Genomic DNA, 15,475 nt, shown 5'->3' with positions numbered 1-15,475 from the left:
GTGAGTTGAATATGAACGTCGAAAAGCTCAGTCAATTTTTCGGCAAGATTGGACGTACCCAGCTACGCCATCGCTGGAAAGTTCTTATTGCCCTGATCATCGTTACCGTCATCTGCAGTTCCGGCTTAAGTCAGTTTGCACTCGACATTGGCGAAGACGGCTGGTTCGGTGATTCCGACGACATAACGCTAAACACAAAGAAATACGAAGAAATCTTTGGAAACCTGAACGGCGTTGGCGTTTTGCTCGTAAAGCAAGGGGACGGAGACGTCTTTAGCGAAGACATACTGAAGGTCATCGACAAAATCGGGACCCGGATGAAGGACGAAATTCCTTTTGCAGACCGGCTCACCTCGATTATCGATGTCGACATTCCTGTTGGCAATGAAGAAGGTTTCGAAATCAAGAAACCTTACGAGAACGGCATTCCCTCGGATTCTGCGGAGCTGGCTCACGCGCGCGCACTCGTGATGCGCGGAAGCGAGAAGACGAATGCACTCGTAAACGCCCTCGTGAGTGACGACGGCCGAGAAACTTGGATTTCCCTATCGCTACACCCGTTTAAAGGAAAGGAACTCGACGAAAAATTCAACGGCGTGCCAGAAGAAGTCTCGGTTGCCATCGGATACAAGCTGATGGAAATCATCGAAAGTGACGAATTCCAAAATAAGGGTTTCAAGCTTTACGGTGGTGGCATGCCGTTTGACAATGCCAACGAAGACCGCTACGAAGTCCCCGAATACGGCATCAGGGTTCTCTGTAGCATCGGCGTGATGCTTTTGTTTTTGGCCTTGTGCCTGCGCAACGTTTTTGGCGTCGTTGTGCCTGCCGTTGCAACCCTCAGCGCCATTGCATCGGTCTTTGGCGCAATGTCTTATTTTGGAGCAAAAGCCGATTCCGCCCTCGTGACACTGCCGGTCGTTCTCGGCATGGCCCTTGCGGTGGGTTATTCGGTGCATTATATCAAGATGTTCAAGCTGTTCTTTAGACGCACAGGCAAGCGCAAAGAATCGGCAATCAAGTGTGTCGAGGAATGCGGATGGCCGGTGCTGTTTACCGTTCTTACGACCATGGCATCTTTCGTGAGTTTCCTGTTTGTCGACATGAAACCCCTGGAATGGATGGGCAAAACATCGGCCCTGGTCGTACTTGCCATCTATCTCTATGTAACCACATTAATTCCGATTTTACTTTCTTTCGGTAAAGACCGCGCCCCCAAGGCGAATCTCGAAGAAGGCGCCACCAAGTTAGACACAAAATTCTCTGATTGGTCGAAATTCGTCTATAAAAAGAAGAGGGCCTTTATCGTTGTTACGGCACTGATTATCGTCGCATTTATCCCCGGGATGTTTAAAATGACAGCGCAACTGGACTACCTTACTATAACAGGCGACAAGATGTCGTACATCCGAGAAACAAAGGAAATGCTCAAGACAAAGCTCGGCAACCAGTACAGTTACGAAATTATGATTTCCTATGACGAAGAAGGTGCCTTCAAGAAACCGGAAAACATGAAGGCTCTATTACAGCTAGAAGATTACCTGGGGACACTTTCGCTTACCAAGTGGTCGGGCGGCAAGGCTCGTGTGGAGTCAGCGACAAGCATCTTGAAAGAAATGAATCGCGCCCTGAACGAAGGAAAAGATTCTTTCTACACCGTTCCCGAAGACGAATATGTGCTTGCTCAGCTGATGGAACTTTCATCTATCGAAATGCGTGAGGATTTCAGCGACGCGATGGACGAAGACTTCAAGACGACCGTTGTCAATGTGGACATGACACAATTCGCCACAGAAGAAGCGCTCGCTAATATGGAGTCGTTGAAGGCAAAACTTGCTGAACTGTTCCCGGGCGCTAAATGCACCCTTCTAGGTGACATGATCCGGTATTCCGAAATGAGCAACCGTATTATTTTTGGAGGCCTGAAATCTTTCGGATTTTCGCTTCTGATTATCGCCATCATGCTGATTCTCGCATTCTCTAGCCTAAAGCTTGGGCTCATCGGCATGATTCCGAACGTGGCTCCAGTTATTTTGGTAGGCGGTGTCATGGGCTACTTCAACTTTGCGCTTGATTTCAGCACCATCACGGTAATGCCGCTAGTTTTAGGCATCGCCGTCGACGACACCATCCACCTTACGACGCACCTTAAAATGCGCTACGAACAAAGCGGTTCCTGCGTCAAGGCGATGGAAGCGACCTTCCGCGAAATTGGTTCGACCATGTTCCTGACGACAATTATCCTATGCACCATGTTCAGTGTCTACCTGTTCAGCCCGATGCGTTTCTTGATGGTGCTAGGTATTCTAATCATCATAGGCCTTTCGAGTGCATTGCTTGCCGACTACACCATTACACCGGCGCTCTTGCATGTGGCCAACCCCTTCGGCAAAGAAAAGGAGAATGTATGAAACGATTCACCGCCCTCGGCTTAGCTCTTGCCGCAACCGTTTGTAGCCAAGAAACAGTCTTCTTGGGTAGCCTCACCGCACAGGCGGGAGTTGGACTCCCGAACACGCACCACAACAAGGGTGATTTTCTACTCGGCCAGACGATCTTTGACGGCTCAATCAAATCGTACCTGGACGAAGCAATGGTTTACGTGAACGGCCAGATTGTCCACGACGCCTTGGGAAGTCAATCGACAAACGGCTCTTCTGCATTCGTTGCTGACGACGGCACCTACGCCCTAAAGCTCCGCGAAGCCTACATCGACTGGAAAGGCGAAATGCTTGCCCTCCGAATCGGTCGCCAAATTGTATCGTGGGGAAAGGCTGACGACATCCAGATTACCGATGTACTCAACCCGAGAGACGAATCAAGCTTTGTCGCAAGCGACTACAACGAGTCTAAACTCGGAATCGACGCCGTACGTCTTTCACTCTTGACCGAAAAGACTCAAATCGATGCGTACTGGATTCCATTTTTCACGCCAAGTATTCTCCCACTCGCGAGTGGAAACCCGCTCAACAGTCAAGTTTTCCCAAGAAAATTTGATGGATCGAGAGTTGGTGTTCCAGAAAAGTACAACGACTTCGAACTTCCAGAAAAGAAACTTTCTAAGAGCGAACTAGCCTTGCGGGCAAGCGCCTACACGTCGTTCGCGGACCTGTCTCTATATGGATTTTACGGGTGGGATGACCTTCCGTTGATTAGGTATTCTCCCTACATAAACGAATTCTATGAGGAAAACGATTTAGACACCCTTCTTGTTTCCGGTGAATACAAGAGGATGTACATGGTCGGTGCCGACGCCGCAATTCCTTACGGAGACCTTGTATTCCGATTCGAAGGCGCTTTTTTCCCAAAACGGCATATCCAAACAACCGCCTATTACCAATTAGAAAAATTCGTTAACGAAAACAAGATTCCTACAAGCGAGCGAAAGAATCAAGCAGTAGGCCTCGCGGGCCTTGACTGGACACCGAGCGGTGGCTGGACCATTACCGCACAGTACGTGATGGATAAAATTTTCAATTACAACGACAACCTTGACAGAAGAGATTACGAACATCAGGCAACATTAAGTATCGAAAAGTCCGTCTTGAATGAGACACTGACACTCATGGCATCGGGGGCACTAGACCTGCGGTATTTCTCCAGCGCAAGCGAACTTGAAATCGACTACAAGCTGACCGACGCCATCACGCTGAGTCTGATCGGGGACCTGTACTTTAGAGGGTATAAATACGGAATGTACGGCGGCTACCGCGATTATAGTAGCGTCACGTTTAAAGGGAAAATGAGTTTCTAAGAACGAGGTAAAAAAAGGAGAATTAGTATGAATAAACTAGCTTTACATATTGCGACACTATTTAGTTGCAGTCTCCTTTTTACAGAAGAAGCGGCCGATACTGCACAAGAAAAATCCCCCTGGGAAATTTCGTCTACGGTATCTGCCGCCTACTACCCCGAGGTGGAACACCACCGCGGTTCAAGCCATGTCTCAGGAATCAGCGGTCCTTACGACGGAATCGAGGCCGTTGCTGAATTTGACGCGGCCTATACGCTCCCCTTCTTGCGTGGCGACGACGAATTCACCGCCGACAACCATGTAACCTTCAATATGGGTCTAGAAATTTCACCCATTACGGTCGCACCCGTCGCATCGATTACCGTATCGCCCATTGCCTTTTTGGAACTAGCGATCGGCGGCACGGCAGGAACCGGCTGGAACGCGTTCGATTTATTCCAAGGCATGGCTGCATACAATGCAGCAGAGCCTGAATACAAGGACATGACTCCCTTTGCGCACTGGTACTTGTACGGCTGGGTCAGCGGCTGCTTTATGTTCGACCTCGCCGCCCTCTGGGAAGGCGACTGGCACCACGTTGTCGCTACGGCAACCTACAAAGCCGGCTACCAGAAATTGACTGGCACCGACAGCGATGTTTGGCTATGGCAGGCCTCCGAAGGCTTGGCGAGCGGCTGGGTGTACGAGCAGGAATATTTTGTAGGCTACCAAATGCCTTTGAAACTTTCGATGATCGGCGTCGGTACCACGCTTTCGGGCCATTATAAGTCCAGCGATTTCGGCGACTATTCGTCTCGCTACAAGGGAGACTTTATGACCATCGACATTTGGCCCATGGCCGAAATCACTTTTAGCAAGAAAGACAAGCTTTTTGTGCTTTTTGATTTCCAGTCGCGCCGCAGTTTCCACGAAAAATACAAAGACGTAGAATACGAGCCCCAAATGACCTACAGCGGTAGGGAATGGATTTTCTACACATTAGGTTTCCAGTGGAAGCACCTGTTTTAATTTTCCTTCAGTCTTTTTACTAAATATAAAAATGCAATACGGAGCCTAGAATGGAACTTAGAACTGCTTTGAATGATACAGAAATGACAATCGCTCTTTCTGGCGAGCTGAACACACTCACCTCGCCCAAACTTGCAGCCGAAATTGCAGCGCACATCGAACGGATAAATTCGCTAATTATGGATTTTAAAGAATGCGATTATGTATCCTCGGCAGGAATCCGAGTCTTACTTTCAACATTCAAGACCTTAAAAAAGAAACAGGGAAACATGCAGCTCATCAATATCGGCGAAAACTTCAAGGAAGTCCTAGACGCAACTGGACTCGACGCCGTATTCGGTTTAATTTAAATGACCAACTACGAAATAGAAATGGAACTTGACAAGGCATCAAAAGCCCTGTCAAAAGAAACGCAGTCTGTAAATCTATCTTACTGGAATTCCGGCTTCGAATACAAGGCAAAACTCAAAGATATCCTCAAATACGAATCCGGACAGGATATTTTTGACTATCGATATTATCTTCCTGAATCCATCAAGAAAAGCATCGCAAACAAATTAGGCTTTTCTAGCGAAGATTTCTATGAATCCCAAAGTTTTGCCTTTTCGCAAAGCACCCATTCGATTGTAACAATCGCAGTATTCCTTTCACAAAGAAATTTAAAAACAGGAATCATTGCGCCAGCATACTTTACGGCACAGACCTGCCTAGACGATTTAAGAGTCGCCTACCACGTTTTTAACGAATTCATTCCCGACTTCAATCAAAATTTTGATATCGGCCCCCTTATAAATTCGGACTGCGAAGCATTCTGGTTCACCTCCCCCATCAACTCGACAAGCGTTTATTTCAATCAAAATGTCATAAACGGCATTCAAGAACTTCTAGATGCAGGAAAATGGGTTATATTAGACGAGGCCTTATGCGTAAACGGGAAGGAACTTTCAAGAACACTAGGAATTCAAAAAAAATTAATTTATATCTATAGCCCACATAAGGCTCTAGGAATTCAGGGGATTAAATTTTCTGTCATTGTCACACATAAAAAGTTCACTGACGAAATTGATAGGCTCAAAGATTGTTACGGAGGCTCCCTAAATTATCTAAGTGAATTGGGAGCACGCCACTTCATCTCCCAAAATTACGACGAATGCCTTCGTTTTTACAATCAATTTTGGAGCGATAATTACAAACGAGTTCATCAGATTCTAGCAAATTACCATTTCGCTCATGTGTCACCTGATATATCCGGTCATTACGCCATGATCTTTCTTGACGGGTGTATAGGAACCGAAAATTTTATTTTCGCCATAAAAAAAATAATCAAGGAAAAGGGATATTTGATTTTCCCGGGGATTATGCACGGTTTTGACATAAGCAAACAGTTCTGTTTTAGAATCAACCTGCTCCTGAACAAGACGGATTTGGAAAAAGGACTTATTTCAGTTCTTGACGACATGGGCAAATTCATCGAGAATGCATAATGGCTAAAGAAAAATTTATCTCTGTACAAGACAAACTTACCGAACACGCACAAAAAACGCCCGACGCCATTGCCGTTATCTGCGCAGACAAGGAACTTTCGTACAAGGAACTTGACCAGGAATCAGATTATTTGGCGGCATCGCTTTTCGCCCTGGTCCCAGAAATCAGACAAGGGGATTTCATCACTCTTGTATTGGACAGATCCTTCTCTGTTCATATCGCCATCATGGGCGTTTTAAAAACGGGTGCGGCCTTTATCCCGCTTACGCCTGACACGCCTCTAGAAAGAATTGCATACAGCATTAGCGATTCCAAATCGAAAGCCATCATTACAACCGAAAAAATCAAGGCGGAACTTCTAGAAATAGGCAAATGCTCTTGCAAGATTTTCACACCAGAAGAACTCCTTGCCAAAGCGAAAAAAGAACATTTAAAAAAACAAGTTGTTCATGTAAGCCCCGATGACATGGCAATGTGCATTTACACCTCAGGTTCTACAGGAAATCCCAAAGGGGTCACGCTTAACCACAGGGCCATTTACGAAGAATTCTTTCCAGAACAATGGATCGCCATTGCCCAATATCAAATTCATCGATTGGCCGACATATCCCCATTCACGTTCATCCTTTTTTATACAGGATTCTTTTATTGCATTTATGCAGGTGCTCTATTTTATCTTAACAAAGAAAACGAGCTTAAAGATTTAACAAAATTTTCGGAACAGATCAAGAAGTATCAACTGGATTCCGTAATTGGAATACCTTCATTCATAGAAATTCTACTTTCTGCGGCAGACAAAGAAAATTTTGAAAGCATTATAGGCCTTTACATGGGCGGAGAGCCGCTCTCTCCGGAGCATGCCACGAAAATCTTCAGCAAACTCCCTACCGTAAAAATCATCAATGGGTACGGTACGACAGAAACTTGCTCCATGGCCGTGTGCAAGGTATTGCAAAATACAACAAGTTCCTTCACAAATGGAATTCCATACCAGACAAAAGTCTTCATCGTAGATGAAGAAGGAAACGAACTTGGACCAAACCAGAAAGGAGAACTTTTAATACAGGGCAAGACGCTTTCTTGCGGATACTTGAATCGCCCCGATGATACGGCAAAGAGCTTTATAGAATACAGAGGCGAAAGGACATACAAATCTGGAGATCTTGCCTATAGGACCGATAGCGGAGAAATCGTGATCTGCGGTCGAACCGACGATATGGTAAAGTTAAACGGACAGCGAATTGAGCTCCAGGAAATAGAACAATCCATCTTAAAAATCGAAGCCATTAAACAAGCTTCCGTTATTTTAAAGACCAGCGAAAAAGAGAATTTCCTTGTCGCATTCATTGTTGCAAACACTGACATATCTACAAAGGCTATCAAGGGTGAGCTATCAAAATTTCTTCCGCCTTACATGATTCCCTCGGTTTATGTCATGCTTGACAAGATGCCCTTAAATAAACACGGGAAAATCGATAAGCAAAGCCTAAAAATGATGGAAATTTCATTTAAGCATCTAAACGAAATTTCTTCAGAAATTAGCATCGAGAACATCCTATGTTCAGCGGTCAAAAAAGTTCTTGATCTAAAAAAAGGCCCCACTAAAGAGGATAATTTCTTTGAGCTAGGCGGATCCTCTATATCAGCCGTTGAGCTAATCATCGAAATTGAAAAGTATCATTTAACGCTGACCGTTTCAGACATTTACTACGGAAAGACAATCGAACGGATTGCAAAAAAAATACAATTAAACAAGAACTTAGACAACAACGAAAAATATGAAGAGCAATGCCGAAAAAAAACATTCAACATAAAGGCAGAGCAAGAATTTTTCCTCTCTGAAGAAGAACAAAAATCCGGCAGTAATTACGTTTACAACTTCTCTTACGTTGTCACACTTGGAAATCAATACGACGAGAAAAAAATATGCGAAGCCGTTGATACGATGGTTCAAAAGCATCCGATGATGATGTCTGTTTTTTCGAAAGATGAATCGGGAAAATACTCCGTCTCATACCGTCCTGAATTGATAAAAAAAACAGAATTATGGCACACCTCCGAAAAAGAATTCAACAAGTTTAAAGAAAAGCCGGAGCGTCCATTCAATTTATTCGGAGAACATCTGTATAGAACCAAAGTCATTGTAACAGAGAAAAACAAGTACCTCTTTGTGGAAGTCCATCATTCTCTAGGAGACTATTACTCGTGTTTTATATTCGCCGTACAGACCTTCAACGAGTATTACCAAGAAAAATCAGGAGATGACTTTTATTATTCGTACTTACAAGACCTAGAAAACACCAAGAAGTCCACAAAATATGCTGAGGCAAAAAGATATTACGAATCCCTAAAGGGCGATTCCAAGTGGTGCAGCGTACTTGAATATGACCATACAAAATCTTTCGGGAGAAGCGCTTATTTGGATTACGATTTAGGAATCTCCCTCGATCAAATGAACCAAGCCGAAAAAAGACGTTCTACATCCAGGAATGAACTTTCTATTGCGGCGGCAATACTAGCCCTCTCCGAGATGACAAGAAAAAAGAAAATCTGCTACACCTGGACTTACGACAACCGAAAAGAAGGCAAGTACCTCGAAACCATTGGCAGCTTCGAAGAAAATCTACCCATCTTTATCGATCTTAAAAAAACGGATTCTCCCTCAAAAATTCTTTCCGAGATTTCAGAACAAATCCTAAAGGGTATTTTCTATTCGGAATGCCTAGGTGATATTTTCTACAATGACGAACTGGACACATACACCTTGGAAATCATCTACCAAAAACATGGCCATGAAGACGCCTTGTTGAGCCTAATTCCGTCGGAGGTTCAAATCGAAGAAGTGGGATTGAACCGCAATGCAGCAATGCCTTTCGAAATAGAGGTTCGCGAAAGTCCTTCGGGACTATCCCTGTTTATCGAGTATGCGGAAAATCTATACACTCCAAAACAGGCGTTACAGTATGCGGAACTGTTAAAAAAGAATTTGACCCTTTTGATGAGTACCTAATCAAATTACCATTTTTTCAACCTATTATTATATTTAAATGAATGAGCAAGACATTTCTGTCTAAAAAGTTTCTTTCGCTACTGGTTTCGGGAACAGTCTACATGATTGTCGTTCCAATCCTGTTGCTGTCGGATTCCGTGATTTCAGGCCTTGTCTTAGGAGAAACGAGCGTCGCCGGCATCAGCCTTGTAACCCCCGCATATTCCCTAGCCGCCTTTTTTGGCGGAATCCTTTCGATTGGCGTTCCTATCTTGTACAACCGCGCCATGGGAGAATTTGATCAAGCGAAAGCAACCCAGTATTTCAGGGTCGGATTGACCGCTGCTGTTAGCATAGGCGTACTCTTGTTCTTAGCCTTTACGCTGTTGGGCGATACCTATCTCCATTTTTTCGAAGCGACCCCCGCTGTTTTTGAACAGGCCAAGCAGTATTTCTTTTGGTACAAGCTAACCATTCTGATTTTGCCTTTATTCCTACTGATGTGCGAAGCCGTATTTTCAGATGGAGACGACACGATTAGCACAATCGCAGGCATCATACAGCTAGTTGTCAACATTGCCCTTTCCACAGTCTTGGCAAAATCCATAGGTATCGAAGGTATCGCCCTGGGTTCGTTTATCGGTACCGCACTTGCACTTTTAGTGACTAGTCTCCACTTATTCAAAAAAGGAAACTCGCTAAAAATCGGATTTCACTTTTCAATTGCAAAAATTTTTCACATAGCGAAATACAGTACGATTGATGCGAGTACCTATCTATTTTTCGCCTGCTTTGCAGTGATTGTCGAAAAATACATCACATTCGCATTCGGTTCTGAAATGCTGATTATCGCCTCCGTTATATTCTTTGCAAAAGAGTTTCAGATTATTTTTGACGGCATCGGCGAAGCCATTACACCCCTCATCAACATCTATCTAGGCGAAGAATCCTACCGCGGCATTAAAAATTGCTACAGGCTCGCGCAGAAAGCGGCTGTTGTCGAAGGGGTTTTAATGACCGTCATCATAGCGGCAGCGGCTCCGCTCATCGTAAAAATTTATGGCATCGAGAATCCAGAAATCGCCGAGGAGGCCATCAACGGGGCACGCATTATTGCTCTTGGGCTCACCGGAACCAGTCTTCTCTACTTGCTCTCTTCGTATTATCTGCTCATCGACAAGATTTTTCTCGGAGCTTTTCTCTGCGGATTACGCGACGTGATTGTCGCCGCCCCCTTCCTATTCATTCTCGGCGAAAAGTTTGGAATTTACGGTTTCTTTGTCGGGATAGCCCTTTCGAGTATTTTCGCCTACATCGTCTCGACACTATTTATCCGCATCAAATACGGCAAAGAAAATTACCCCTTACTACTTGCTGATAAAGAAAAACGGCTAAACTACCGTTTTTACGAACTCAAGCTGGAACCGGAATTGATTATTGATGTTCAAAAGCAGATAGAGCGATACCTTCTGGAAAACGGTATCAACAAAAAAATCATAGCCAAAGTCAAATTGCTCATTGAAGAACTTTTTATGCTTGTTTACGAGAAAAACGGGAACACGACTACCTATGCGGAATGTTCCGTCTTTATTCGCGAAGATGGAATACAGATTATCACCAAGGACGATGGCATTTTATTCGACTTATCAAGCGACGATGTAATCGCTGGTTCCATAACCGAGTTCATGGTTTCGGGGTATATGGAAAAAATGAAAAATAACAAAATGTACCTCACAACCATGAGTTACAACCGCAACACATTCAAGGTAAAATTCGAGGCCTAAATATGACCTATGAAGAAATTGCAGAAACCCTATTTGTCGAAATATCCGTTTTCACGACCTTGCTAACCGCATTCATGTTGTACAACAACATCGTGCTGTACAAGATGAGTTTCAAGGACAAACTTTCCATCATGCTTGTATCGGCAACGGTCTTATCCGCTTTTGACGGAATCTGGCATTTTGTAGATGGAAATCTTACATACAAGATTCTTAACTACGCTTGTGCCTATGTTTTTGCAATTGCAATGATGCTCGGAACATCGATGTTTACGCGATTTTCGTTGAACCAATTTGAAATCAAGATGAGTTCAAAAAAATTGCACTACGCACTATTTGTCGCACCCACCGTTCTTACCGTTATTTTATGTCTAACGACACCTTGGACCGGCCTAGTATACTCCATCGACGAACATGGGGACATTCAATATGGCATAATCTTTGATTATTGCTTGGTACCGATTGCTTTCGTGTACGCGGGTTCACCATTGTTGCAGTCCTTCTATTACTTAATCCGACGCAGAAAATCAAATGCAGAAAAGAAATTCTACGGCCGGTGTATTTTGATAACCTCCTTATTGATTGCAGGAATTGAGTTTATTCAGCTATTCGTCTTGGAACTTGATGAAAATTATCTAGAAACCGGTCTTTCATCCGCCATCGCACTCGCCTTCTTTACAACAAACGTGAACACAAATAGGTTCGTCAAGAATCGTGAGAAAATAGTGGCCGTCGAAACCGACCTGAACCTCGCAGCAAACATTCAAACAGGTTCTCTTCCTTCCGTAGAGAAAGCTTTTGTCAACCATCCCGACGTAAACATCTACGCGGCCATAGATACCGCCAAGGAGGTTGGCGGAGACTTTTACGATTTCTTTGAAATCGACGGCACGCATATTGCATTTGTCATCGCCGATATTTCGGGCAAAGGTGTTCCCGCGGCCCTCTTCTCGATGACCGTGAAGACGATGATCAAAGACCATGCTTCGATGAAGCTATCGACTGCGCAGATTTTTACCGATGTCAACCGGATCCTGTGTGAAAACAACCCCGAAGAAATGTTTGCCACAGCATGGATTGGCATTCTAGACACCAAGACACGCATTTTAAAATTCACCAATGCTGGCCACAACGCCCCCTGTTTTGCAAGAAAGGGCAAAAAATTTGAATTTTTGAAGAACAAGCATGGGTTATTCCTTGCAGGCATGGACGACACTCAGTACAAGGAATCCGAGATTCAATTACAGGATGGCGACAGCCTTTTAATCTATACCGACGGATTAACCGAAGCACACAACGACTCAGGAGAACTTTACGGCGAAGAGAGACTGCTGAAAAAACTCAATTCGGCCGATGTCCGTGGCGGCAAAGCATTCTTGACTCAGATCAAGGAAGACCTGCAAGCTTTTGTGGGTGATGCCGAACAATTCGACGACATTACCATGTTGTCAATTTCTCTCAGGTAGACAAAGCCGCAAACTTACCCGAATTTTCCGGAGCGTTCCATGTTCTGGATTTCTTCGATTCCGAGCAGCATGGCGCGGGGTTTCGAGTTACCCTTAGCAGGGCCACACACGCCGAGGCTGTAAAGTTGGTCCACAATTTTACCGGCTCGGCTGAATCCCACGCTAAAGTGGCGTTGCACCGCCGAGGTCGAAAGCCCACGGCATTCCACCGCCCAAACGGCTACTTCATAGAGCAGTTTGTCGAGTTTGCCCAAGTCCTTGCCTCCGCCCTCGCCGTCTTCGTCGCCTTCGCCGTCAGAGACGTCGAACGATTCTACCTGCGGGTAGAATACGTTCTGGTCGGAGCAGGCATCGGCAAGCTTTTCGGCTTCTTCGTCACTCAAGAATGCACCGTGAACACGAACCGGTTCCGGATCGTTCACAGCCTTGTAAAGCATGTCGCCGCGGCCAAGCAACTTTTCGGCGCCGGCATGGTCCATGACCGTGCGGGCGTCAATCTGCGATGCCACTTTGAAGCTGATACGAGTCGGCAAGTTCGCCTTGATAATACCCGTAATCACCTTGACGGAAGGGCGCTGCGTGGCAAGCACCAGGTGAATGCCCACGGCACGAGCCTTTGCGGCAAGGCGCGCCACGTTCTTTTCGATTTCCTTGCCGGCAACCATCATGAGGTCCGCCATTTCATCGATAATTACCACGATGAACGCCATGCGGTGACTACGGTCTTCTTCGGGCACTTCATCAGGCAACTCGCCCGCTTCGAACTTCGCGTTAAAGCCGCCAATGTTACGCACCTTCGCCGATGCCAAAACTTCAGTACGGCGGTCCATTTCATAGCACAGCCACTGCAACGCCTGAATTGCAATTTCGGGCTTGGTAATGACAGGCGCCAAGAGGTGCGGGATGTTTTCGTACATCTTGAGTTCCACCGCCTTCGGGTCCACCAGAATCATGCGAAGTTCGTCAGGAGTCTTACTGAAAAGCATCGAGGCCATGAGGGCGTTAATGCACACAGACTTACCGGAACCCGTCTGACCTGCAATCAGCAAGTGCGGGGCCTTGGCCAAGTCCATCGTGAACGCTTCGCCGGTAATGTCCTTACCGAGCGCCACCAGAATCTTTTCGGGCGAGGGCTTGAACTTTTCGCTCTGGAATACATCGAGGCTGTACACCGTCTGGAATTTGCGGTTCGGGATTTCGATACCGACGGCGGCCTTCCCCGGAATCGGGGCTAGAATACGCACCGAAGAAACCTTGAGTGGAAGCGCCAAGTCTTCTTGCAAGGCAGAGAACCGGCTCACCTTCATGCCCGGGCCCGGTTCCACCTCGAAACGAGTAATCATCGGGCCCGTTTCGCAACCGATCACGCGGCCCTTCACCTTGAAGTTTTCGAGTTTTTCTTCAAGCATCTTGCCGATAGCATTCAATTCCTCTTCACTATAATCGGCGGTCTGCGGCTCATGTTCTTCCAAAATGTCACTAATGGCAGGCACCTTGTATTCGTCGTAAACCGTGGTCGGGTCACGCTGCGGAATCGGAGAGGCCTTCATTCCCGCTGTTGATGTACCGCTCGGCACATTCCCAATCGATCCATCACCCCCTTCGGCAAGCTCAGGGAACTGATCGTCCAACATTTCAGGGACCTCGCCCACGTCATCGGCACCGTAAACTTCGGGCACAAACGTTTCGTCATCAGAGGCTGCCGCACCGATTGTTTTGGCGCCGTCGCCACCCAGCAAATCCTCGGCATTCACATTTCCGCGAGTCGGCTCGCCCGCCATCACCGTGCGGTCATCTGCCGGGACCTGTGTCATGGATCTTTGCGTTACACCCTTTGCAGCAGGCATCGTTCCGGTCGGCATCGCACCTGCAGCCACCGTGCGCGTCGCCATAGAACCCGTCACCGGAGAACCATCGCGACGCACATCGCCCTTTACCTGCATACGGCCGAGGTGATCCTTTTCCCAAGCAATCAAGTCACGGGCGCGCTTGAGGGCCGCAATTTTTTCCTTGACTTCCACGATTTCAAGAGCGTTCATCTTGCCGCCGTTCTGGCGCAGATAATCTTCGAGCCTGCGGATTTCAGGGTCTTCGTCCAAGTTGTACTCGCCCGCCACGTTGTTCGTAGGTTCTGGCTGCGGCTGAACCACCTCTTTCACCTGGTGCGGCGTCATGGTCTGCAGCACTTCATCCGGAACATTGGGAATTTCATTCATCGAGCCGTTCAAGCTGAATTCGTCATCCATCCAGCTGTTGCGTCCACTAAACGGAGACACTTTGTTCTTTCGACGAATATTGAAACCATCCGGTTTGATATTCACCGTATTGTCGTCCATGTAAACGCCTCGGGGGAGCCCTGCTCCCGGCAAGTCCATATTCGTCCGCACCTGGGCATATCGACCGGAACGCGTACTTTCGACAGGTTCTACAATTTCACCCTCGATAGGCTCCCTTTTCTTGAACACCGACTTCAGCCAAGCCGTTGCCTGCACGATAAACTTAAAATGCCTCGGACGCAATCCAAAAGCAAGCACCAACACCAGCACCACCAAAAAGAGAGAAATGCCTAGCGGCATCAGGAACGATTCCTTTCCGAACACGGGAGCCGCCACGAACTGGTTCAGGAACTGCCCCACCACGCCCCCGTTCTGCATCAGTTCGGCCCTGGGCACCTTCACCTGGCCATAGTTGCGGATGGCAAAAAGAAACGAGAAATTGACCGTCAACAGCGAGAGGCCAACGGCATAGCGGATGAATGTAAAGCGTCGACTAGACGAAATAAGGGACAAGCCCCAAAGCACCATGGCACCCGCCGCAACGACGGACGCTACACGGCCAAGCATATAAGCAAGCCCATTGGGAAACATTTTTCCGAGATATGGCCCCAGAAAACCTCCTGATTCACCACTATACACGGAACAGAAACACCCCAATGCCAAAAACAAGCCAAACGCGACAAGCGCCCAGCCCCCGATAATGGAACCAAAGCCCT

9 protein-coding genes are annotated in these 15,475 nt (G+C 46.5%); 8 read left to right on the top strand and 1 reads right to left on the bottom strand.

The window, feature by feature from the left end:
- Positions 1–11: 11 nt before the first annotated feature.
- Genes BUA93_RS02500 through BUA93_RS02465 form a run of 8 tightly spaced genes read left to right on the top strand, consistent with a single transcriptional unit; the run spans position 12 to position 12,483 of the window.
- The gene (locus BUA93_RS02500) at positions 12–2,411 is read left to right on the top strand and encodes an efflux RND transporter permease subunit (RefSeq protein WP_072977112.1); all 2,400 of its coding nucleotides are present in this window, start codon (positions 12–14) and stop codon (positions 2,409–2,411) included.
- The gene (locus BUA93_RS02495; RefSeq protein WP_072977110.1) at positions 2,408–3,754 is read left to right on the top strand and encodes a DUF1302 family protein; all 1,347 of its coding nucleotides are present in this window, start codon (positions 2,408–2,410) and stop codon (positions 3,752–3,754) included. The genes BUA93_RS02500 and BUA93_RS02495 overlap by 4 nt, the downstream gene beginning before the upstream one ends.
- A 27-nt stretch (positions 3,755–3,781) precedes the next feature.
- Positions 3,782–4,762, top strand: a complete 981-nt coding sequence (locus BUA93_RS02490) for a hypothetical protein (protein ID WP_072977108.1) — start codon at positions 3,782–3,784, stop codon at positions 4,760–4,762.
- Positions 4,763–4,812: 50 nt separating this feature from the next.
- Positions 4,813–5,112, top strand: a complete 300-nt coding sequence (locus BUA93_RS02485; protein WP_072977107.1) for an STAS domain-containing protein — start codon at positions 4,813–4,815, stop codon at positions 5,110–5,112.
- A complete protein-coding gene (locus tag BUA93_RS02480) occupies positions 5,113–6,246 on the top strand; it encodes a PLP-dependent aminotransferase family protein (protein WP_072977105.1) in 1,134 nt (377 codons plus the stop codon).
- Positions 6,246–9,257, top strand: a complete 3,012-nt coding sequence (locus tag BUA93_RS02475) for an amino acid adenylation domain-containing protein (RefSeq protein ID WP_072977103.1) — start codon at positions 6,246–6,248, stop codon at positions 9,255–9,257. The genes BUA93_RS02480 and BUA93_RS02475 overlap by 1 nt, the downstream gene beginning before the upstream one ends.
- Before the next feature lie 41 nt (positions 9,258–9,298).
- On the top strand, positions 9,299–11,020 hold the full coding sequence (locus BUA93_RS02470; RefSeq protein ID WP_072977102.1) for an MATE family efflux transporter: 1,722 nt from the start codon (positions 9,299–9,301) through the stop codon (positions 11,018–11,020).
- A gap of 2 nt (positions 11,021–11,022) precedes the next feature.
- A complete protein-coding gene (locus BUA93_RS02465; protein WP_072977100.1) occupies positions 11,023–12,483 on the top strand; it encodes a PP2C family protein-serine/threonine phosphatase in 1,461 nt (486 codons plus the stop codon).
- A gap of 14 nt (positions 12,484–12,497) precedes the next feature.
- Here BUA93_RS02465 and BUA93_RS02460 read toward each other — a convergent pair whose 3' ends face one another.
- Positions 12,498–15,326, bottom strand: coding sequence for a DNA translocase FtsK (locus BUA93_RS02460; protein ID WP_254793813.1), 2,829 nt, complete (start codon positions 15,324–15,326; stop codon positions 12,498–12,500).
- Positions 15,327–15,475 lie beyond the last annotated feature (149 nt).

Source organism: Fibrobacter sp. UWH4 (genome assembly GCF_900142475.1).
In the GTDB taxonomy this organism is placed as follows: domain Bacteria; phylum Fibrobacterota; class Fibrobacteria; order Fibrobacterales; family Fibrobacteraceae; genus Fibrobacter.
The sequence above is the reverse complement of the archived record's forward strand: the minus strand, read 5'-3'. Positions and strand labels throughout refer to the sequence as shown.

Coding starts and splice junctions, on each gene's coding strand:
- BUA93_RS02460 (WP_254793813.1), bottom strand. CDS start 15,326: ATGCTTGGCCGTGTAGCGTCCGTCGTTGCGGCGGGTGCCATGGTGCTT.
- BUA93_RS02480 (WP_072977105.1), top strand. CDS start 5,113: ATGACCAACTACGAAATAGAAATGGAACTTGACAAGGCATCAAAAGCC.
- BUA93_RS02470 (WP_072977102.1), top strand. CDS start 9,299: ATGAGCAAGACATTTCTGTCTAAAAAGTTTCTTTCGCTACTGGTTTCG.
- BUA93_RS02490 (WP_072977108.1), top strand. CDS start 3,782: ATGAATAAACTAGCTTTACATATTGCGACACTATTTAGTTGCAGTCTC.
- BUA93_RS02495 (WP_072977110.1), top strand. CDS start 2,408: ATGAAACGATTCACCGCCCTCGGCTTAGCTCTTGCCGCAACCGTTTGT.
- BUA93_RS02475 (WP_072977103.1), top strand. CDS start 6,246: ATGGCTAAAGAAAAATTTATCTCTGTACAAGACAAACTTACCGAACAC.
- BUA93_RS02485 (WP_072977107.1), top strand. CDS start 4,813: ATGGAACTTAGAACTGCTTTGAATGATACAGAAATGACAATCGCTCTT.
- BUA93_RS02500 (WP_072977112.1), top strand. CDS start 12: ATGAACGTCGAAAAGCTCAGTCAATTTTTCGGCAAGATTGGACGTACC.
- BUA93_RS02465 (WP_072977100.1), top strand. CDS start 11,023: ATGACCTATGAAGAAATTGCAGAAACCCTATTTGTCGAAATATCCGTT.